Source organism: Streptomyces sp. CB00316 (assembly GCF_001905595.1).
In the GTDB taxonomy this organism is placed as follows: Bacteria; Actinomycetota; Actinomycetes; order Streptomycetales; family Streptomycetaceae; genus Streptomyces.
This window is the reverse complement of record NZ_LIXI01000002.1, coordinates 301,389-320,182: the sequence shown is the minus strand read 5'-3', so window position 1 is coordinate 320,182 and position 18,794 is coordinate 301,389. Positions and strand designations below refer to the sequence as shown.

The following is an 18,794-nucleotide window of genomic DNA, read 5'->3' as shown; positions in this document are numbered from 1 at the left end:
CCCCGTCCCGGCCTACAGCAGCGGCGGCTTCACCGACATCAGCAGGTGCCGGTGCGCGTCCGACCCCGCCCCGCCCGTGATCATCGCCCGCTGCCCCGCCCCCATCATCAGCAGCCGCAGCGACGGCTCCTCGAACGAGGCCAGGGCGTCCGCCAGATACCCCGGGTTGAACGCCACGGTCATCTCCCGGGCGCCCTCCAGCGTCGCGGGCAGCCGCTGGGACGCCACGTCGTCCTCGTAACCCGCTTGGAGATGTACGGAGTTGTCGGCGGCGGAGAACGCCATCTGCACCGGGCTGTCCCCGTCGGCGACCACCGAGACCCGCTTGACGGCCTCCACCAGCCGCGCCCGGTCCACCACCGCCACGGCGGGGCTCTCCAGGGCGAACAGCTTGTCGTGGCGCGGGAGCCGCCCGTCCAGGAGCCGCACGGTGGTCCGCATCCCCGCGTGCTCGAACCCCGCCGAACCGGCGTCCAGCGCCACGCTCACCAGCCCGGACCGCCCCAGCGAGCGGGCGATCTCGGTCAGCCGGCGGGCGGAGACGATGACATCGGCGCTCTCGTCGCCCGCCGCCGCCTTCCACGGGAGCGTCCGCACGGCGAAGCGGTACCGGTCGGTCGCGGCGAGCGTCATCGTCCCGCTCTCCCCGTCGAGCCCCAGCCGGATCCCGGTGAGCGCGGGCAGGGTGTCGTCCCGCCCCGCCGCCACCGCCACATCCGCGACGGCCGCCGCGAACTCCGCCGCCTCCACCGCGCCCCGCACCTGCGGGAGCGACGGCAGCGCCGGGTAGTCGTCCAGCGGCAGCACGGACAGGCCGAAGCGGGCGCCGTCCCCCGACACCGTGAACCGCGAGCCCTCCACCGCGCACTCCACCGGCCCCTCCGGCAGCACCTTGCAGATGTCGAGCAGGCGCCGCCCCATGACGAGCACCTTCCCGGGGCGCAGCACCTCGGCGGTCTCCACGTCGATGCGCGCGGACGCCTCGTAGTCGAGCCCGCTGACGCGCAACCGCCCGCCCTCCGTGTCCAGCAGGAGCCCGCCCAGTACGGGAACGGGGGAGCGGACCGGCAGGACGCGGGCGGCCCAGGCCACGGCTTCGGTCAGGGCACTGCGCTCGATGCGGAACTCCACGGTGGGGCCTCTTCTCAACAGATCGTCCGGACACCGACGACGTTAGAGGCCACCACTGACACCGGGCCGGGGCCGAAGAGCACCGGCGACAGCGACCACCCCCGTGAGTCGCTGCCACCGGTACCGTGAGCGCCCCGGACGACCAGTACCGGAACACCACGTTCGGACCATAGACCGGCGGGTAGGGGCACGGGGAGGTTCAATGCGCCCAGTGGGGCGACGGCGGGGGTAACACCCCGCACAGTGATGCACAGTGGTGATCGGGGGATCATGTGCGAGCACGTCAACGGGACGACGACCTGCTGAGGATGCAGCGGCTGGCCCGCAACGGCGGGACGGCCGGCCTGTTGCGCTGGCTGGCGGGGCGCGCCGGCGGCTGGGCCGGAATCGCACGCTCCGACGGGACCGTGCTGAGCGCGTCCGGGGCCGCTTCGAGCGGCCCCCTGACCGCACCGGCCGACGCCCCCGACGTGCCCCGGCTGGTCGCCGAGGGCGTACGGGCGCTGACCGAGCGCGGGGCCCTGGCGTACTCCCACGACACCGGAGCGCACACCGTCCTCCTCTTCCCGCTGCCCGGACCCCACGACGCGCACGCCGCGGACCGGGGCGCCGCCCCCCTCCTCGCCGTCGTCACGCGCCGGCCCGTGGCCGCCGGGCTCACCACGCTGCTGGCCGACGTGCTGATGCCGCTCTCCCTGTGCCGGGAGGCCGAGGCGGTCGAGCGCAAGCGGCGCCGGGTGGACCTCGCCGAGTCGCGCGGCCGGGAGGCGGTGCTGCACCTGCTGATGACGGGCCAGCTCTCCATCGCCCACCAGGTGGCCGGTGCGCTGCGCCCCCGCCTCCCCGACCCCGTACGGGTCTGTGTCGTGGAGTGCCCCGGGGACAGCCGGGACGAGGTGGCCCGGGTCTGCGCCGAGGCGGACGGCGGACGGTCCTGGATCGTGCGGTGCCCCGTCTACGCCCGCCACCTCATCCTCGTGATGCCGGCGGAGGGCGGGCGGGAGGACGGCCCGGACGGCGGGACCGCCACCGACGAGGCGGTGGCCGCGCTGGTGGAGCGCTGCGTGGTGGGCGTCAGCGAGCAGGTGCCGCTGGCCGACACCGCCACCGGCTACCGCCAGGCCTTCCACGCCCTGGCCGTCGCCCGCGAAGTGCCCGGCCGGCACGTCCGGTTCGGCGCCGCCCCGGAACCGGCGCTCGTCGTCGGCCCTGCCGGGCGGCGGTGGGCTGAGGCCCTGCTCACCCCGCTCCTGACCCATGTGCCGCGCCGGGCCCAGGACCCGGGGAGCCAGGAGCTCGCGGCGACCGCCGCGTCCTGGCTGGCCTTCTCGTCGCACGCGACCGACCACCTCAAGGTCCACCGCAACACCCTGGCCGCCCGCCTCAAGCTCATCGGCGAACTGCTCGGCCTCGACCTCCTCCGGCTGGCCGACCAGTCGGCGCTCGACCTGGCCCTGCGCATCCGCGCCACCCCGGCCCCGGTCTGCACCCCGGAGGCCGGACGGCGCGACGGCGGGGCGGCGCACGACCTCGATGAGGTCCTGCGCCGCCCCGCCGTCCAGGAGTGGGCCGCCCGCCAACTGGCCCCGATATCGGAGCCATGGGGAGGTTCGGCCGATGAGACCCTGCGCACCTGGCTGCGCTGCGAGGGCCGCCTCGGCCCGACAGCGGCCGAGCTGGGCATCTCCGTCCCCGGAGCCCGTAAGCGCCTCACAAGGCTGGAGACCGTGCTCCAGCGCTCGCTGCTGCGCCCCCCGAGCGCCCGCTACGACCTGTGGCTGGCGATACGGGCGCAGCAGGTCAACGGGTAGCCGCAGCTTGTTACTTCGTGAAGATGAAGTACTTCCAGGCCGAGTGGGTCGTCGAGTTGACGCTGTCACCGGAGGAACCGTTGATGTACGAGGTGCGCACGCGCATCTTGTAGCCGGTCTCGTGCGGTCCCTCCAACGTCACGATCGACTTGCCGCCGGACCCGAGCGGGAAGTACTGCTGGCCCGCGTCGTACCAGGTGCCCTGGTAGTTCAGCTGAAGTGACAGCCGGTGGGCACGGCCCTTGTGGTAGGTCATGCTCGTGGTGAAGTCGGGGTTCTTCTTCTTGCTGTAGTACGCGTAGGGGGTCTTCCCGATCTTCGCCGTCTTGTACTGCTTGGACAGCTTCAGCGAGGCGTTGACCTTGGCGTACGCGGTCGACTTCACGGTCTTGGGCGCGTACCTGGCGTCCCCCGCGAACACGGCGGTGACCGTCGTGTCGCGCTTCATGTTGACCGTGACGGACAGGTTGCCCTTGGAGTTGACCTTCGCCTTCTTGACCAGCTTCTTCGGCTTGTCGGCGCCGAAGGGGTCGGCCCACAGCTCGACGACGCGGTTCTTGTACGTCTTGCCGAGGGTCGCGGTGAAGGAGACGTTCTTGTTGTACGCGTGGACCGATTTGTTCCGGTTCAGCTTCAGCGAGGTCGCGGCACGCGAGACGGTGACGGCGGCGGAGGCTGACGCGGCGGTGTGCTTGGCGCTGCCCGCGTAGGTGGCCTTGTAGGTCACCTTGCCGCCGGCGGGCGGGGTGTCCTTGAAGGTGAACGCGCCCCTGGCGTCCGTCTTCACGGTGCCGAGCGACTTGCCCTTGGGCGACTCGACGTCCGTACGGGTCACGGTGACCGGTGTGCCGGCCGGGACCGCCACGGAGGCCTTGATGGAGCCCTTGACGGTGAGCGCCTCGGCGCGCGTCGCCTTCGCGGGGGCGCTGATGCTCAGGGTGGCGACGGACCGCGTCGGATCGGTGAGGACCCGGAAGGAACGGGTCCCGTGGTTGTTGACCGAGACGGCGAACAGCCGGCTGCCGTCGGGCGCCCAGGCGAGACCCGCCGGCTCCAGGAGGTCCGACCCGCTGGACGTACCGGTGCTGGGGAAGTCGTACGTCCGCACCGGGGCCGTCTTGGACGCGCCCTTCGGGTAGATGTACACGTCCGGATCGTACGAACCGTCGATCCCGGCCGCCACCGTCCCGTTGGGGGCGATGTCCACGGCGTTGGGGTAGTGCTTCGAGGTGTAGCCCTGCTCCGCCCGCAGGTCGGACGTCCGGTACACCTGGTGGAAGTAGGGCGCACCACTGGCGACGACGAGCTGGGCCCCGTCGGGGCTCACCGCGATGTCGCGCAGGTTGCTCGCGTCCGCCCGCAGCTGGGCGGTCCGCTCGGCCGTGCCCGACGCCACGTCGTACACAGCCAGCTCGGACGGGCTCAGGCCCTCCTGCCCCGCTGCCAGCTTGTCCGGGGCGCCGGGCGACGAGGCGAGGACCGGCGCGGAGTACCACGTACGGTCCGTCTCCTGGTCCAGCGTGACCACCGGCTCCTCGCCGGACAGGTCCAGCGAACCGATGTTGCCCTCGGTCGCCGCCCCGTAGCCGAACCAGAGCTTCCCGCCCGCCAGGGCCGGGTGCGTCGGCCGGGTGCCCAGGCCGATGTCGTAGCGCGCGGACTCCGTCAGGGTGGCGGTGTCGATGGCCACGATGTGGTCGGAGGCCGCCACACCCGCGTACAGGGTGCCGGAGTCGGCCGACAGCTCCAGACCGGTCACCCCGGGCAGTTCGCCGAGGACGCGGACGACTTTGCCGGAGTAGTCCGTGGCGAGGATCTGGCCGGACTGCGGGTCGCTGATGAACACCCGCTGGTGCACACCGTCGGCGACGATGTCGCCGAGCGAGGTTGCGGGAAGGATTCTGCTGCTGTCGGCGGCGGCAGTGCTCGCCGTGCCGCCGACCAGCACCACGGAACTGAAGAGGACCGCGAACGCTGTCGCGGTCGAGATTCTGCGCGTGCGCACAGTTACTGATACCCCCACGGTATGAAGGGGCCGCACGTCACCCGGACGAGAGAAACGAAGGGGCGCGGCCCGATCGCAGAATAAGGCACGTCGCCGACAACGGGGGCGCATTTTTCGCGCCCCTGGACGACTACGCGCCCCCCGCCCTGGGGGCCGAGCTGGGGGCTCCGCACCGGGAGGGGAACACATGGTGCATTAATTCTTTATTCGATTATCCGTGGCTGGGCACCTTTATTCGATGAAAGCATTCTGCGCGATGCAGAAACCGTTCTCCGCTTTTCGGCAGAAAAAAGAAATGCGGTTGGCCCGATTTCGCCCGACTTTTTGGGTGGTTCTGTGCGTAATGTGCTGCGGACACACGAGGGCTTCCGGGAAACCGTGAAACGGCTCGGAAGCCGCCGCCTCGCACAGAAAATCGGTTTCTGATGAAGCTCAGAACTCCTGATCTTGCAGTACGGCGCCTTGTCTCCTCCTGGCTCACCGCCGCTGTCACCGCGACGGTCGCCGCAGCCATGGTGGCCGTGGCGACGGCCCCGGCCTTCGCCATCGCCACGCCCGTACCGCTGGGGACAGCGGACAGTTTCGCGGTGCTGGCAGGGGAGTCGGTCACCAACACCGGACCCACCGTGATCACCGGGGACGTCGGCGTCAGCCCGGGAACGGCCATCAGCGGATTCCCGCCGGGGCTCGTGAACGGGGTCCAGCACTCGGCGGACGCCGTCGCGCTCCAGGCCAAGTCCGATCTGGTGGTGGCGTACAACAACGCGGCGGGACAGGCCACGGACGCCGCGCTCCCGCCGGACGCCGGGGGCCTGACGCTGGTGCCCGGCGTCTACACGGCCTCCTCGACGCTGGGTCTCACCGGCACGCTCACCCTCGACGCCGAGGGTGACCCCAACGCCGTGTGGGTCTTCCAGGTCGGATCGGGCCTGACGACGGCGTCCGCCAGCCGCGTGAACCTCATCAACGGTGCGCAGCCGTGCAACGTGTTCTGGCAGATCGGCAGTTCGGCCACGCTCGGTACGGACTCGACCTTCATCGGCAACATCCTGGCCCTGACCTCGATCAGCGTGACCACCGGCGCGACCATCGAGGGCCGGGCGCTGGCCCGTAACGGCTCGGTCACCCTGGACAACAACCGCATCACCCGCTCCACCTGCTCCGGCGGCACCACGTCCGGCACGACGACGGGCACGACGACGGGCACGACGACGGGCACGACCACCGGCACGACGACGGGCACCACCACCGGCACCACCGGCGGCGTGCTGGGCGGGGTGCTCGGCGGCGTCCTGACCGGCGGTACGACGGGCGGCACCGGCGGCGTGCTGGGCGGGGTGCTCGGCGGCGTCCTGACCGGCGGCACCACCGGAGGCACTCCGGGCGGCTCCACCACCGGCACCACCACGGGGAACACCGTCGGCAACACCTCCGGGAACATCGCCGGCAACACCACGGGCGGCGGCAAGGGCGGCGTCATCGGCGGCGGCAAGGGCGGCGGCACCGGGGGCCACTCCGGCGGTCACACCGGCGGCGGCAAGGGCGGCGGCACCGGGGGTCACTCGGGCGGTCACTCCGGCGGTCACGACAACGGCGGCTACGGCTACGGCGACGGGCGCCCCGGTGACCACGGCCCCGGCCACGGTGAGCAGCACGGCGGCTACGGCGACAAGCCGGAGGGCCCCGGCCACCACGAGGGCTGACCGGCGGCGCGACACCCGCGCTGCCCGATGACCGGCGTGCGGCGGGGCATGTCCTCCTGCCCCGCCGCACGCTTCCACGCGACAACAAGAATTGACGAGACGAGAACAGGGCGGGGCTGGGGCACGTGCTGGGTGGAGTGACGACGGAACATGTACGCAGAGGAATCCTCAACACCGCCGTGGCGCTCTGCCTGACCACGGCCCTGGCCCACGTCGGCCTGGTGTTCTTACACGTGGCACCGTCGAACGTGGTGTCGCAGCGCTTCAACTCCCAGGTGGACGCCTGGATCTACCCCCTCTTCGAGCAGAACTGGCGACTGTTCGCGCCCGACCCGGACTCCGTCAACCGGCAGATCTCCGCGCGCACCGCGCACACGGCCCCGGACGGCTCCATCGAGGTCAGCGACTGGGTGGACCTGACGGCGGTGGACACCGCCGCGATCAGGCACAACCCCCTCCCGAGCCACACCTCGCAGAACATGCTGCGCCGGTCGTGGACGTCGTACGTCGAACTCCACGGAGGAGACGACCTCTCGCGCTCGGACCGGGCCGTGATGATGCGGAAGTACCTACGGAACATCGCCGCGGACCGCATGGCGGAACGGGACGGCAAGCCGTTCGAGAACATCCAGCTCCGGGTGGTCACCCTGCCCGTGCCCGCTCAGGGCAGAGCGGATGGCGACGGCGGCGCCGCCGAAGCCGCGAGAAACGCCGATACCCGGCTCCTGCCCTGGTGGAAGGTGACCTCCGATGCCTGAGCCGACCGACAACCCGACCCGCCCGCTCGTACGGGTGACGGGGGCCGCGCGCCACGCCTGGGCGCTGCTGACGGACCGCCCCCTCTCCCTCTACGCGGTATCGGTCCTGCGCATCGGATACGGCCTGCTCTATCTGGTCTTCCTGCTGCGCGAGTTCCCCCACCGCGACGCGATCTGGGGACCCGGTTCCCCGTGGACACCGGACCTGGCCCGGCAGCTCTTCGACCAGACCGGCTGGGTCAGCGTGCTGACCCTCTCCGACAGCCGCCTCCACTTCGAACTCTGTTACGCGGCCGCGCTCGTCGTCAGCGTCCTGTTCCTGCTCGGCTGGCGGACCCGCGCGGTCTCCGTGCTCTTCGCCGTCGTCGTGGCCTCGTTCCACGCGCGGTCCATCTTCATGACGGACGGTGGCGACAACCTCGTCCTGCTGATGGCGCTCTACCTCGTCCTCACGGCCTCCGGCCGCCGTTGGTCCCTGGACGCCAGGAGGGCCCGCCGCACCCCCGCCCGCCGACGACGCCTGCCCGCCCTTCCTCCTCGACTCGCCGCATCACGGACCACATTGGTCACGACGCTCCACAACTGCGGGCTCCTCGTGATCGGCGTCCAGGTCTGCTTCCTCTACGGCGCCGCCGGCCTCTACAAGGTCCAGGGCGGCACCTGGGGAGCCGGAACCGCGCTGCACTACGTCCTCAACCTCGACCTCTTCCAGCCGTGGCCCGCCCTCTCCCACTGGGCGGACGACCAGGCGCTGGCCATCGCGGTGGTCGGCTACCTGACCGTGCTCCTCCAGGTCGCCTTCCCGTTCGTGCTGTTCGGCAGGCTCAAGTACCCGGTGCTGACCATGCTGCTCGGCATGCACATCGGCATCGCGGTGCTCATGGGGCTGCCGCTGTTCTCGGGCGCGATGATCATCGCCGACGCGGTGTTCCTGCCGGACCGCTTCTGGATCGCGGCCGGAAGGCTGGCCCGGCGGGCGCTGGGACGTACGGAGGAGCCGCAGCCGGTACGGGGCGAAGTACCGGAGGCAGCGCGTGGTGCGGTGCCGAAGCAGGGCGGTCCTGTCTCCCCCGTACGCGATCGTCCCTAGGGCGCGGACCGTACGCCCCCCGGCCTGCGGTCCGCCGGCAGCGCGCAGGCCGGTGAGCCGCCCGGCAGGCGGGTACGGTTGGCGGCGATGAGCCGGTAGACCCCGTGGGCGATCCACCGCACCGGCGGCAGGGTGAGCAGGCCGCCCAGCCACGCCCAGCCACCGCCGGCGCTCAACAGGAGCTTGGCGACGGCCTGCGCCCCGCCGAACACCGTGCCGAGCGGCGAGATCCACAGCACCTCGTGCTCGGCCCGCTCCTGGGTGGTGACGAGAGCGTCCAGGTCGGCGAACTGCCACGGTGTGGCGGTGCATTGCGGACGCACACGCCGTGTCAGGAAGTTCACCGAGGTCGTGCAGAAGGCGCAGTCGCCGTCGTAGACGAGGACAGGTACAGGTCGCATGGGCATGGACCCCATCCTGCCCGAACGGACTGCGCTGTTCCGGAAGGCGCTGCCACGGGCCGGTGTCCGGTCGGCGGGCCGGTGTGCGGACACCCGGCTCAGCTCACGACTGGAGGTCGCCGCCCAGCAGCAGCCCGCTGTTCCCCGGCAGCCCCAGCCCGCCGGGCCCGAAGGACACCGACGACGCGTACACCGGCTTCGACGCACCGCCCGGCAGCACCCACACCCCGCCGCTGCCGTTCTCCCAGGCGGCCCCCACGACGAGGTCCGGCCGCCCGTCCCGGTTCAGGTCCCCGGCGCTCACGGTCGAACCGAACTGGTCCTCCGCCTCGACCGAGCCCGGGACCCCCGCCGTGTCCTGCGAGAAGGAGTACGAGCCCGCTCCCAGCGCCCCCGTCGCCCGCCCGGGCACCACCACCACGGTGCCCGCAGTCGACTTCGTACCGATGGCCTCACCCGGAGCGCCGACGATGATCTCGGCCTTCCCGTCCCGGTCCAGGTCCGCGACCGCGACGGAGGACCCGAAGGCGTCCCCCCGCTCACCGGAGCCCGGAACGCCCGTCGTGTCCTGGTGGAGTGTCAGCGGCGCCCTGTCGTACGCCAGCCCCTTCGCCGACCCGAACCAGACGTGCACGGCCCCGCCGAGACGGCCCCAGCGCCCTTCGGCGGTGGGCTCATCGGGGTCGCCGACGACCAGGTCCCCGTAACCGTCGCCGTTCACGTCCCCGACGGCGGAGGTGAGTCCGTCACCGCCGGTCATCCGGCGGTCGAAGGGGCTGACCTCCATCGAGGAGTTCACGAACGCGTAGCCTCCGCTCAGCCCGCCCATGCGCCCGGTGACGAGGACCCGGTCGGCCGCCTTGTCCCCGTTCACATCCCCGTACGAGGCGGAGCGCATCCAGCCCGTCTCGTCGTGCAGATAGGTGGACTTCGGCTTCCCGGCCCGCGTGAACGGCCCGGTCAGGCGGGTGGTGGTGTTGTTGTTCACGACGAGGACCTGTGCCCCGTCCGGCCCCGACCAGGCCGCCACGTCCCGCCCCGCGTTGCCGTTCCTCTCGACCCGCGTCGGCAGCGCGGCGCCGGAGACCAGACCGTTCCTGCTGCCCCACAGGACCACCGTCGAACCGGCCGCCTGCGTGGTCCCCACGCTCTCGTACGGGATGCCGACGACGACGTCCGCGTACCCGTCCTTGTCCAGGTCCGCGATGGCGCTGGAGGCCCCGAAGCGGTCATTGGCCTCGGCCGTCCTCGGCACCCCCGGCGAGTCCTGGGTGATCACGGCCCGCTTGGCGGCGGAGACCCCCTTGGCCGACCCGTAGAGCACGACGACGGCCCCGGCCGCCCAACGCCCCTTGACGGAGGCCCCGGGCGCGGGCAGGACGACGTCCCGGTACCCGTCCCCGTTGATGTCCTGCGGCACCGGAACCGGCGCGGCGCCGGCCGGACCGCCGGCCAGCGTGCTCGCGGCGAAGGTCATGGCCGCGAGCGCGGCGAGCGTGGCGGTACGTGTACGGCTACGTCTGGTCGTCATGTGGTGCCCCCCACCGCTGAGTCGAACGTTCTGTGGGGGTATTCAGTCATGCCGCGTGACGGGACCGCCGTGCGGGGCCGGTCTCGTACGTGGGCGGGTCAGTCCGCCCAGGTGACGAACGTGGACCAGGCGTCGGGCGCGACGGCGAAGGCAGGCCCGTCGGCCACCTTGGAGTCGCGGACGTGGACGGAGTGGGGGCAGGCGGCGACCTCCACGCACTCGCCGCCGCTGGAGCTGCTGTAGGAGGACGTACGCCAGTCGAAGGCGACCTCGATGCACTCGCCGCCGCTTTCGCTGCTGTAGCTCGACGTGAACCACCGGAGGGTGCTGCTCATTACTTCACTCCTGCCAACCGCATGATGAGGTCCAGCGATTCACGAGGACCCAGGGCCTGTGACCGGATCTTCGCATAGCGCTGAGCGTAGATGCTGACCTTTGCCGGGTCACTGATCAGCAGACTCTCGTCCTGCGGCTCCAGATAGACGAGATGTTCGTGCGTCGGCGTCTCCAGCAGGCTCATCGAGCCACGACCACCGTCGTACTCCCCATACTTCCCGGCGTCCAGGGGCAGCACCAGTAGCGTGACATTGCGCCTTCGGGCGCACTCCACGAGATGGAGCAGCTGCTCCCGCATGATCTCCTCGCTGCCGATGACGCGACGCAGGACGGACTCGTCGATGATGATCTCGATCATCGGGAGCGGGTCCCGGTCGAAGAGGGCCTTGCGCGCCATCCGCAGCTGGACCAGCTCCTCCACGCGCTCGTCGGAGAGCGGCGGGTATCCGCCACCGATGAGCGCCCGCGCGTAGGCCTCCCTCTGGAAGAGCCCATGGATGACGTTGGTGGCGAACAGCTGGAGGCTGATGGCGGCCTGTTCCAGCAGCGAGTAGTCCTGAAACTGCTCGGGAAGCCGCTCCATCCGCATGTACAGCCGTGCGGTCTCGAAGACCTCGCTGCCCTCGCTCAGGACGCGTTTCAGCGCCACCAGCATCGCGTCACTGGCGGGCTGCGCGCACGTCTCCATCGCGCTGACCGCAGCCGCCGAGTAGCCCAGCTCGTCCCCCAGCCGGTCCTGCGACCACTCCCGCTGGACGCGCAGCATGCGCGTCACTTTGGCCACCAGCTTCGCCGCCGGACTGGCCGTCTCCTTGTTCTCCGCACTTGCCATGACGTGATCTCTTTTCGACTCAACCGAACTCAACCGGTCACTACGCGATGTGCCCGAAATCAACTGCCCAGCAGCGAGGTTCGTGCAGGTCAACAGGTATGCGACGCTCCTCGCCAGTCGTAGAGAACGCTAGGTGATCGCGGTCACAATCGCCCTGTGAATGCACTGAATGGTGAGCGCGATATCGAGTGGGTCCCGGACTCGGGATTCCAACTCCGCAAGGCGGGCGTGCAATTCGACGCGGTCCGCGTGGACGGCGAGACAGGGCGTCGGCTGGCCGACCTCATGGAGGAGCTCGTCGGGGGCGAACCGGGCCCTGTGGTGACGGAGGCGAACGGGCGGCGCGGGGTGTACTTCCTCGTACCGCCGGGCTCGACCGCGCACCGGTGCTGGCCGCGCGAGGTGACGATCCTGAACTCGACGAGGAGCCGTGTGAGTTACGTGCCCGTCCCGGCTCTGGAGGGCCGGACGTGGCCGCTGTCGTGGCGGTATCCGCCGACGGGCCCGGGGCGCTTCGTCCACACGCTGATCCTGATCAACGCGGCGGAGTCGCTGCTGTACCCCGGCCGAGATAGGTGACGAACCCCGGATCGGGGACGGCGATCTCGTGGAAGCCGACGCGGTCGTAGAAGGCGCGGGCCGGGGTGTTGCTCGTGGCCATGGAGAGAGGTGGGCGGCCGGAACGCCTCGGGCGTGGAGCGCGTCGAGAAGGTCTCCCTTTTCGGCGGCTCCCTGGGCGTGCTGACGTCGTGCTCATAGGCTGCCTGAATGCCGAATCCACGTCGGATGAGCCGCCGCGCCTGGTTGCTCACATGGGCGGTACTCTGCGTGGCCGGCCTTGCCGCGACCGCCGGGCTTCAGGCCGCGTCGGCGCCGGAGGCGCCGCCCGAGAGACGCATCGAGGCCGAGTGCCGCGAGTACATCGCGGGGATCGAAGGCCGGATGCACGTAGCCAGGAGCGACAGCAAGGGAGAAGGCGCAATCCTGGTGTTCTCCCGCGACCGCACGGACTGCGCCGACGAACTCAACGACCTCCTCGGAGGCGATCGGTGACCGGCCCGGGCGTGGTAATCCGGCGATCACCCGCCTGATGCGTGCGGCGGGCACCAAGAGGCATGGGCGAGCGGTTGCCAGCGGGGGCCGTGGGGGGCGTCGCCGGTGAACATCCGCCCCGGCTCCACCACGGGAGCGCAAGGGCCGGCACCCGGTCCCGGAGTCGGCGGTAACCGCCTGGTCGCAGCCCGGACGCAGAAGGCGAAAGGCCCTGTGGCGCCTCCGCGCGCGACCGTACGCTTCAGGCGCATATCCGTTTCCCCGTCCCCCATCTGTAAGCAGAGGCGCTGCTCTCATGAAGGACCTGCCGGTCATGGACGCACCCACCCGACGCTGGCGCGCCGCGCTCTTCCTCTTCATGTTCGCCGCCGGGGTGAGCCTGGCGTCCTGGGTCGCCAGGACCCCCGCCGTGCGGGACGCGCTGGACGCCTCCACGGGCTCCATGGGTCTGGTGCTGTTCGGTCTCTCGGTCGGCTCGATGGCGGGTGTGCTCGTCTCCGGCGGTCTCGTGCGCAAGTACGGCGGCCGGCCGGTGATCGCCGTCGGGGCCGGGCTGTTCGTCGCCGGGCTGCTGGTGATCGCCGGGGGCACGGCCCTGGAGGTGTCCGGCGGGGTCTTCGCCGGACTGGCCCTGTTCGGGGCCGGGATGGGGCTCGCGGAGGTGGCGTTCAACATCGAGGGTGCCGCCGTGGAGCGGGCCGCGGGGCGGCCGGTCCTGCCGCTGCTGCACGGCTGCTTCAGCCTCGGCACGGTCTTCGGCGCGTTGCTGGGGATGGCGCTGACGGCGGTGGCGTTCCCGGTCGGCTGGCACCTGACGGCGATCGCCGTCGCCGCCGCGGTGGCCGGGCTGTGGACCGTACGCGCCGTCCCGTCGGGTACCGGGCGCGAGGAGGCGGAGGCCGGTGACGGGGAGCGGACCGGGGGCCTGCGGGCGCAGCTGGCCGTGTGGAGCGACCGGCGGCTGGTGCTGATCGGACTGATCGTGCTGGCCATGGCGTTCGCGGAGGGCTCCGCCAACGACTGGCTGCCGCTGCTCATGGTGGACGGTCACGGGACGAGTGCGACGGCGGGTTCGCTGACGTTCATGCTGTTCGCCGTCGCGATGACGACGGGCCGGTTCGCGGGCGGGCCGCTGCTGGTGCGGTTCGGCCCGGCGGCCGTGGTCCGGGCGAGCGCGGTCGTGGCGACGGTGGGGGTGGCGCTGGTGATCTTCTCGTCCAGCGCGCTGCTGGCCGGTGCGGCGGTCGTGCTGTGGGGCCTCGGCGCCTCGCTCGGCTTCCCGGTCGCGATCTCGGCGGCGGGCGAGGGTGAGAAGGACGCCGCGGCCCGGGTCGGGGCCGTCGCGACGGCGGGCTACGTGGCGTTCCTGGTCGGGCCGCCCGCGCTGGGGTTCCTGGCCGACCATGTGGGCCTGCGGCTGGCCATGATCGTGGTGTTGGTGCTGCTGGCGGCTGCGGCGCTGGTCGCGGGGGCGTTGCGGCCGGCGGTGCGGCGTACGGACGCGGCGGCCTCGCCTTCGTCACCCTCGTCGCCTTCGCCGTCTTCGTCGGCCTCCTCGGCCGAAGGGACTTCGGCTCAGTCCGACCTGGTGTAGATCAGGCTCTCGCCCGACCCGGTCGTCGCCCGGCGCAGGGTGCCGTCCGGCAGGAGGGTCAACTCGGTGGCCTTCCCGGGCGAGCAGGAGGCGGCCGGGCGGCCCACGGAGACGGTGGAGGGGCCGATGAGGACCGGTTCGCCGTCGCCGGGGCGGGCGGCCAGGGGAGCGGTGAACTCGCAGTGGTACGTGGCGCCCAGCGCCAGGGGGCCTTCGGCGGTGAGGGAGAGGACCTGGTCGCCGACGTCGCCCTGGCGGATGGTCAGCTTCCGGGTGGACGCGCCCCGGTCGCCGGGGATGGAGGCGGACCAGGTCTCCCGGACGACCCCGGCCAGCTCCGCCGGGACGCCGGTCAGGTCCGGGTCCTCCTGGGTGATCCGGAACATCAGGGCGTGCGCCCCGCCGCTCTCGGCCGCGCCGAAGGGGAGGCGGCCGGTCGCCGCGTACGCGAGCACGGAGCCCAGGCAGAACACATCGCACGCCGTCGTCACGCGCTCGCCGCGCACCTGCTCCGGGGCCATGAACCCCGGCGAGCCGATCATCGCGCCCGGGCGGGTCAGGTCACCGTCGGCCAGGGACTCCAGGGCGCGGGCGATGCCGAAGTCGATGACCCGGGGGCCGTCGATGGTGAGCAGCACGTTGGAGGGCTTCAGGTCGCGGTGGATGAGCCCGGCGCGGTGGATGTGCTGGAGGGCGTGGGCGAGGCCGGAGCCGAGGAGCTGGACGGAGCGGAGCGGGCGAGGAAGACCTGGCCCATGCCGCCTTCTCCCAGGCGGCCGAGGAGGCGGTGCGCGCCTATGCGGTGCGGGTCGTCGGGGCCGAGCTTGTCCATGTGCGCTTCCTCCCGTGCGGCCCGCACGAGAATAGCCCCGGCGGGGCGGGGGCGCCGCCGTCACGGGCCCCGCCCTCCACGACACGCCTGTCGCGCCCCTGGTTCCGCCCGCGCTCCCCTCAGCCCGTCCGGCGTTTGACGACGGAACCGGGGAGTGCACGGGTCGGGTGCGCGGGCATGGGCGGTGCTCCGGGGAGCGGGGTGTTCAGGTGCGGCCCCCCACCCCGAGGGTTCCGTCCTCAAACGCCGGACGGGCTGGAGCCGCCCGCCCCCGGCGGGCCGGAAGGGGACGTCGCTGACTCCACCGCCCCCGACAACCGCTCCAGCACCCCCACCGCCTCCGCGAATCCCTCCGGCCCCAGTTCCGCCGCCAGGCGGGCGGCGAACTGCGCGTGGGACGGGGTGATCCGCGCTATCGCGTCCCGGCCCGCGGCCGTCGGGCGGAGCAGCTTCGCTCGGCGGTGGGCCGGGTTCTCGACGTACTCCGCGAGGCCCCGCCCCACCAGCAGGTCCGCGATCCGCTGCACGCTCTGCCGGGTGATCCCCATCGTCCGCGCGACCCCCGCCACCGGCAACGGCTCAGGCAGCACCGCCCCCAGCACCTGCCACCACGCCGCCGTCAGCCCGCCTGGCTTGGCCAACTCCTCGGCCACGCCGAGGAACTGGCCGTTCAGCCGGAACACCGTCAGCGCGGCCCGGCTCAACAGCTCCTGCTGGGAAGGGACTTCCTCCACTTCCCCCACGTCCTCCGCGCGCTCACGCACCCTCCAGCACCTCATACGCGCCGGTGTCCGAGTCGTGGAACAGCCGGTACCAGGCGTCCAGCTCCTCCGGTCCGTACACCCCCAGCAGCCCGAACACCTCCCGCGCCAGCGCCACCGGCTCCGTCGGCCCGGCCGTGATCAGCCCGCGGTCCGTCACCGCGTCGGCGTCCACGTACCGCGCGCCACCGCCGTACCCCGTCGCCGCCAGGTAGAAGGAGACCGCGCTCGTGTGCGCCCGGTCGTCGAGGAGCCCCTCGCGGGCCAGCCCCGCCGTCGCCCCGCAGATCGCCGCGACCGGCGTCCCCGCGTCGAGGAAGGCGCGTGCCGTACGGGCGAACGGGGCCAGATCGTCGCCCGCGTCCCAGAGCCCGGCCCCGGGGAGGACGAGCAGCGCACTGTCCTCGGGCCGCAGCTCGGCCAGCGCCAGGTCGGGCTGGACGCGCAGCCCGCCCATGGTGGTGACGGACTCCCGCTCGGGCCCCATGGTCCGCACGGTGTAGCCGTTCTGCGCGAGGAAGGCGGTCGTGTACCCGGTCTCCCAGTCGGCGAGGGTGTCGTACACGGCGAGATGAACCACAGAACTGGTGCCGGTCATGGCAGCCTCCCGAAGTAGATGACAGAAGCCTGTCATGTCGACAGTGTGCTGTCAATGAGGATGAAGGGGTCCTTGGGGTCCTGGACCCGACACCCTGCCGAACCCCGCGCCCCACGCCGTACAACATGGCCATGGAGGGTGGCCCCCACCAGCGCCTACGCTCCCCGCATGACCCCTCATGCCCCTCATGCCCCGTACGCCGACCCCGCGGCCGGTGCGGCCGTGAAGGCCGCGGACCGCGCGCACGTGTTCCACTCCTGGTCCGCCCAGGGCCTCATCGACCCGCTCGCCGTCGCCGGCGCCGAGGGGTCCTACTTCTGGGACTACGACGGCAACCGCTACCTCGACTTCACCAGCGGTCTCGTCTACACGAACATCGGCTACCAGCACCCCACCGTGGTCGCGGCGATCCAGGAGCAGGCGGGCAAACTCGCCACCTTCGCGCCCGCGTTCGCCGTCGAGGCGCGCTCCGAGGCCGCACGCCTCATCGCCGAGCGCACCCCGGGCGACCTGGACAAGATCTTCTTCACCAACGGCGGGGCCGAGGCCGTCGAGAACGCCATCCGCATGGCCCGGCTGCACACCGGCCGTACGAAGGTGCTCTCCGCCTACCGCTCGTACCACGGCGCCACCTCCACCGCGATCAACCTCACCGGCGACCCGCGCCGCTGGCCCTCCGACAACGGCTCGGCCGGCGTCGTGCGCTTCTGGGCGCCGTTCCTCTACCGCTCGGCGTTCTACGCCGAGACCGAGGCCGAGGAGTGCGCCCGCGCGCTCCAGCACCTGGAGGACACGCTCGCCTTCGAGGGGCCGTCCACCATCGCCGCGATCATCCTGGAGACCATCCCGGGCACGGCCGGCATCATGACCCCGCCGCCGGGCTACCTCGCGGGCGTCCGCGAGATCTGCGACCGGTACGGGATCGTCTTCGTGCTCGACGAGGTCATGGCCGGGTTCGGCCGCACGGGCGCCTGGTTCGCGGCGGACCACTTCGACGTCGTGCCGGACCTGCTGACCTTCGCGAAGGGCGTCAACTCCGGTTACGTACCGCTCGGCGGCGTCGCCATCAGCGCGGAGATCGCCGCGACCTTCGAGACCCGCCCCTACCCCGGCGGCCTCACCTACTCCGGCCACCCGCTGGCCTGCGCGGCCGCCGTCGCCACCATCGGTGTGATGGAGGACGAGAAGGTCATCGAGAACGCGGCCCGGATCGGCGAGCGTGTCCTCGGGCCCGGCCTGCGCGAACTCGCCGAGCGCCACCCCTCGGTCGGCGAGGTGCGCGGCCTCGGCGCGTTCTGGGCGTTGGACCTGGTCCGCAACCGCGAGACCCGCGAGCCGCTCGTCCCGTACAACGCGTCGGGCGAGGCCAACGCCCCGATGGCGGCTTTCGGGGCGGCGGCGAAGAAGCAGGGGCTGTGGCCGTTCATCAACATGAACCGTACCCACGCCGTCCCCGCCTGCAACGTCACCGAGGCCGAGGCCGAGGAGGGCCTCGCGGCGTTGGACATCGCGCTCGCGGTGGCCGACGAGCACACGGTGTAAGCGCCCGAGCACTCTCACGCATCCCATCCCCGCCCGCCCTGCCCGAAATCGGGCACGGCGGGCGGCTGGCTTAAGGTGACCCGAGCCGAAAGACGGCCGACGAACGGGAAGGGCCGCCCATGGGGCCGAGCGGAGGTGTGACCCGCAGTACGCTGCGCCAGCAGATCGCCGACGCGCTGCGCGACGAAGTGCTGGCCGGGCGACTGCGGCCGGGCCGGGAGTTCACCGTCAAGCAGATCGCGGAACAGTACGGCGTCTCCGCGACGCCCGTCCGCGAGGCGCTCTTCGACCTCTCCGCGCAGGGGTTGCTCGCCTCGGACCAGCACCGCGGCTTCCAGGTCCACGAGTTCACGATCGCGGACTACCGGGCGATGGTGGAGGCCCGCTCCCTCGTCGTCGAGGGCATCTTCCGCAGCCCCGCCGACCAGGTGGCCGTCCGGCCCGAGGCGCTCGCCCCGATCCGGCGCCGGGCCTCGGAGGCCGTCCGCGCGGCGAAGGGCGGCGATCTCGACGTACTGATCGGGTACGACCTCCGCTTCTGGCGGGAGCTCGGGGCCTTCGTCCTCAACCCGTACATCACCGCCTTCCTCGCCAAACTCCGCGTCCAGGCCTGGGCGTTCGCCGTCCACCGGCTGCGCGGCGAGCACGCGGACGAGCACGTTCTGTGGTTCGGGCACGAGGAGCTGGTCGAGGCCATCGCGGGCGGCGACCGCGGCGAGGTGCTGGCGGTGATGCAGGCGTACTACGCCCACGCGCTGGCCTGGGCGGATCACTTGGAGGCCCAGCAGGCACGGGAGCGCCCGGAAGAGTAGGAAC

General features: G+C 71.8%; 18 protein-coding genes and 1 pseudogene. 9 read left to right on the top strand and 10 right to left on the bottom strand.

Annotated elements, in window-relative coordinates; genetic code table 11:
* Positions 1-12 precede the first annotated feature (12 nt).
* On the bottom strand, positions 13-1,131 hold the full coding sequence (dnaN, locus tag AMK21_RS05480; RefSeq protein ID WP_073874740.1) for a DNA polymerase III subunit beta: 1,119 nt from the start codon (positions 1,129-1,131) through the stop codon (positions 13-15).
* A 308-nt stretch (positions 1,132-1,439) separates the two neighbouring features.
* On the opposite strand from dnaN, the gene AMK21_RS05475 reads away from it, so the two are divergent.
* Positions 1,440-2,942: a helix-turn-helix domain-containing protein gene (locus AMK21_RS05475; RefSeq protein WP_079181081.1), complete on the top strand. Its 1,503-nt coding sequence runs from the start codon at positions 1,440-1,442 to the stop codon at positions 2,940-2,942.
* Positions 2,943-2,952: 10 nt separating this feature from the next.
* Here the strand turns inward: AMK21_RS05475 and AMK21_RS05470 are convergent, their stop codons facing one another.
* A complete protein-coding gene (locus tag AMK21_RS05470) occupies positions 2,953-4,947 on the bottom strand; it encodes a hypothetical protein (protein WP_073874736.1) in 1,995 nt (664 codons plus the stop codon).
* A gap of 425 nt (positions 4,948-5,372) precedes the next feature.
* Here AMK21_RS05470 and AMK21_RS05465 point away from each other — a divergent pair, with 425 nt between their 5' ends.
* From AMK21_RS05465 to AMK21_RS05455, 3 genes are all read left to right on the top strand, one after another.
* On the top strand, positions 5,373-6,650 hold the full coding sequence (locus AMK21_RS05465; protein ID WP_073874734.1) for an ice-binding family protein: 1,278 nt from the start codon (positions 5,373-5,375) through the stop codon (positions 6,648-6,650).
* A 137-nt stretch (positions 6,651-6,787) separates the two neighbouring features.
* Positions 6,788-7,408 carry a DUF5819 family protein gene (locus AMK21_RS05460; protein ID WP_073874732.1) on the top strand — a complete coding sequence of 207 codons (621 nt, stop codon included), beginning with the start codon at positions 6,788-6,790 and terminating at the stop codon, positions 7,406-7,408.
* Positions 7,401-8,498 carry an HTTM domain-containing protein gene (locus AMK21_RS05455; RefSeq protein WP_073874730.1) on the top strand — a complete coding sequence of 366 codons (1,098 nt, stop codon included), beginning with the start codon at positions 7,401-7,403 and terminating at the stop codon, positions 8,496-8,498. Before AMK21_RS05460 ends, AMK21_RS05455 begins: the two co-directional genes overlap by 8 nt.
* Here AMK21_RS05455 and AMK21_RS05450 read toward each other — a convergent pair.
* The 4 genes from AMK21_RS05450 to AMK21_RS05435 all read right to left on the bottom strand — a co-directional run bounded on the left by AMK21_RS05450 (position 8,495) and on the right by AMK21_RS05435 (position 11,598).
* Positions 8,495-8,899 carry a thiol-disulfide oxidoreductase DCC family protein gene (locus AMK21_RS05450; RefSeq protein ID WP_073874728.1) on the bottom strand — a complete coding sequence of 135 codons (405 nt, stop codon included), beginning with the start codon at positions 8,897-8,899 and terminating at the stop codon, positions 8,495-8,497. The two genes, AMK21_RS05455 and AMK21_RS05450, sit on opposite strands and share 4 nt — an antisense overlap.
* Before the next feature lie 103 nt (positions 8,900-9,002).
* Positions 9,003-10,430, bottom strand: coding sequence for an FG-GAP-like repeat-containing protein (locus tag AMK21_RS05445; RefSeq protein ID WP_073874726.1), 1,428 nt, complete (start codon positions 10,428-10,430; stop codon positions 9,003-9,005).
* A 98-nt stretch (positions 10,431-10,528) separates the two neighbouring features.
* Positions 10,529-10,765, bottom strand: a complete 237-nt coding sequence (locus AMK21_RS05440) for a DUF397 domain-containing protein (RefSeq protein WP_073874724.1) — start codon at positions 10,763-10,765, stop codon at positions 10,529-10,531.
* The gene (locus AMK21_RS05435) at positions 10,765-11,598 is read right to left on the bottom strand and encodes a DUF5753 domain-containing protein (RefSeq protein ID WP_073874722.1); all 834 of its coding nucleotides are present in this window, start codon (positions 11,596-11,598) and stop codon (positions 10,765-10,767) included. The genes AMK21_RS05440 and AMK21_RS05435 overlap by 1 nt, the downstream gene beginning before the upstream one ends.
* A 156-nt stretch (positions 11,599-11,754) precedes the next feature.
* Here AMK21_RS05435 and AMK21_RS05430 point away from each other — a divergent pair, with 156 nt between their 5' ends.
* Positions 11,755-12,177: a hypothetical protein gene (locus tag AMK21_RS05430; RefSeq protein WP_073874720.1), complete on the top strand. Its 423-nt coding sequence runs from the start codon at positions 11,755-11,757 to the stop codon at positions 12,175-12,177.
* Here AMK21_RS05430 and AMK21_RS35775 read toward each other — a convergent pair.
* A pseudogene (locus tag AMK21_RS35775) lies at positions 12,134-12,306 on the bottom strand (GNAT family N-acetyltransferase); the annotation flags it as partial. The gene AMK21_RS05430 and the pseudogene AMK21_RS35775 overlap by 44 nt on opposite strands.
* A gap of 78 nt (positions 12,307-12,384) precedes the next feature.
* Here AMK21_RS35775 and AMK21_RS34120 point away from each other — a divergent pair.
* Entirely contained in the window at positions 12,385-12,651 is a 267-nt protein-coding gene (locus AMK21_RS34120; RefSeq protein WP_234421841.1) for a hypothetical protein, read from the top strand.
* A 295-nt stretch (positions 12,652-12,946) separates the two neighbouring features.
* Complete coding sequence (locus tag AMK21_RS05415; RefSeq protein ID WP_079181080.1) at positions 12,947-14,245, top strand: MFS transporter; 1,299 nt, start codon at positions 12,947-12,949, stop codon at positions 14,243-14,245.
* Here AMK21_RS05415 and AMK21_RS05410 read toward each other — a convergent pair.
* From AMK21_RS05410 to AMK21_RS05400, 3 genes are all read right to left on the bottom strand, one after another.
* Positions 14,227-15,237, bottom strand: a complete 1,011-nt coding sequence (locus AMK21_RS05410) for a protein kinase domain-containing protein (protein WP_234421840.1) — start codon at positions 15,235-15,237, stop codon at positions 14,227-14,229. The two genes, AMK21_RS05415 and AMK21_RS05410, sit on opposite strands and share 19 nt — an antisense overlap.
* 79 nt (positions 15,238-15,316) lie before the next feature.
* Positions 15,317-15,841, bottom strand: a complete 525-nt coding sequence (locus AMK21_RS05405) for a MarR family winged helix-turn-helix transcriptional regulator (RefSeq protein ID WP_234421839.1) — start codon at positions 15,839-15,841, stop codon at positions 15,317-15,319.
* Entirely contained in the window at positions 15,834-16,436 is a 603-nt protein-coding gene (locus AMK21_RS05400) for a DJ-1/PfpI family protein (RefSeq protein WP_073874716.1), read from the bottom strand. Before AMK21_RS05400 ends, AMK21_RS05405 begins: the two co-directional genes overlap by 8 nt.
* A 168-nt stretch (positions 16,437-16,604) precedes the next feature.
* Here AMK21_RS05400 and AMK21_RS05395 point away from each other — a divergent pair, with 168 nt between their 5' ends.
* The gene (locus AMK21_RS05395; protein WP_073874714.1) at positions 16,605-17,978 is read left to right on the top strand and encodes an aspartate aminotransferase family protein; all 1,374 of its coding nucleotides are present in this window, start codon (positions 16,605-16,607) and stop codon (positions 17,976-17,978) included.
* A gap of 119 nt (positions 17,979-18,097) precedes the next feature.
* Complete coding sequence (locus AMK21_RS05390) at positions 18,098-18,790, top strand: GntR family transcriptional regulator (RefSeq protein WP_073874712.1); 693 nt, start codon at positions 18,098-18,100, stop codon at positions 18,788-18,790.
* The last annotated feature ends 4 nt before the right edge of the window (positions 18,791-18,794 follow it).

Bases quoted from the DNA above. Each gene is read 5' to 3' on its own strand.
- AMK21_RS05400 (WP_073874716.1), bottom strand. From the start codon at position 16,436: ATGACCGGCACCAGTTCTGTGGTTCATCTCGCCGTGTACGACACCCTC.
- AMK21_RS05445 (WP_073874726.1), bottom strand. From the start codon at position 10,430: ATGACGACCAGACGTAGCCGTACACGTACCGCCACGCTCGCCGCGCTC.
- AMK21_RS05390 (WP_073874712.1), top strand. From the start codon at position 18,098: ATGGGGCCGAGCGGAGGTGTGACCCGCAGTACGCTGCGCCAGCAGATC.
- AMK21_RS05475 (WP_079181081.1), top strand. From the start codon at position 1,440: ATGCAGCGGCTGGCCCGCAACGGCGGGACGGCCGGCCTGTTGCGCTGG.
- AMK21_RS34120 (WP_234421841.1), top strand. From the start codon at position 12,385: ATGAGCCGCCGCGCCTGGTTGCTCACATGGGCGGTACTCTGCGTGGCC.
- AMK21_RS05395 (WP_073874714.1), top strand. From the start codon at position 16,605: ATGACCCCTCATGCCCCTCATGCCCCGTACGCCGACCCCGCGGCCGGT.
- AMK21_RS05455 (WP_073874730.1), top strand. From the start codon at position 7,401: ATGCCTGAGCCGACCGACAACCCGACCCGCCCGCTCGTACGGGTGACG.
- AMK21_RS05465 (WP_073874734.1), top strand. From the start codon at position 5,373: ATGAAGCTCAGAACTCCTGATCTTGCAGTACGGCGCCTTGTCTCCTCC.
- AMK21_RS05440 (WP_073874724.1), bottom strand. From the start codon at position 10,765: ATGAGCAGCACCCTCCGGTGGTTCACGTCGAGCTACAGCAGCGAAAGC.
- AMK21_RS05415 (WP_079181080.1), top strand. From the start codon at position 12,947: ATGAAGGACCTGCCGGTCATGGACGCACCCACCCGACGCTGGCGCGCC.
- AMK21_RS05450 (WP_073874728.1), bottom strand. From the start codon at position 8,899: ATGCGACCTGTACCTGTCCTCGTCTACGACGGCGACTGCGCCTTCTGC.
- AMK21_RS05435 (WP_073874722.1), bottom strand. From the start codon at position 11,598: ATGGCAAGTGCGGAGAACAAGGAGACGGCCAGTCCGGCGGCGAAGCTG.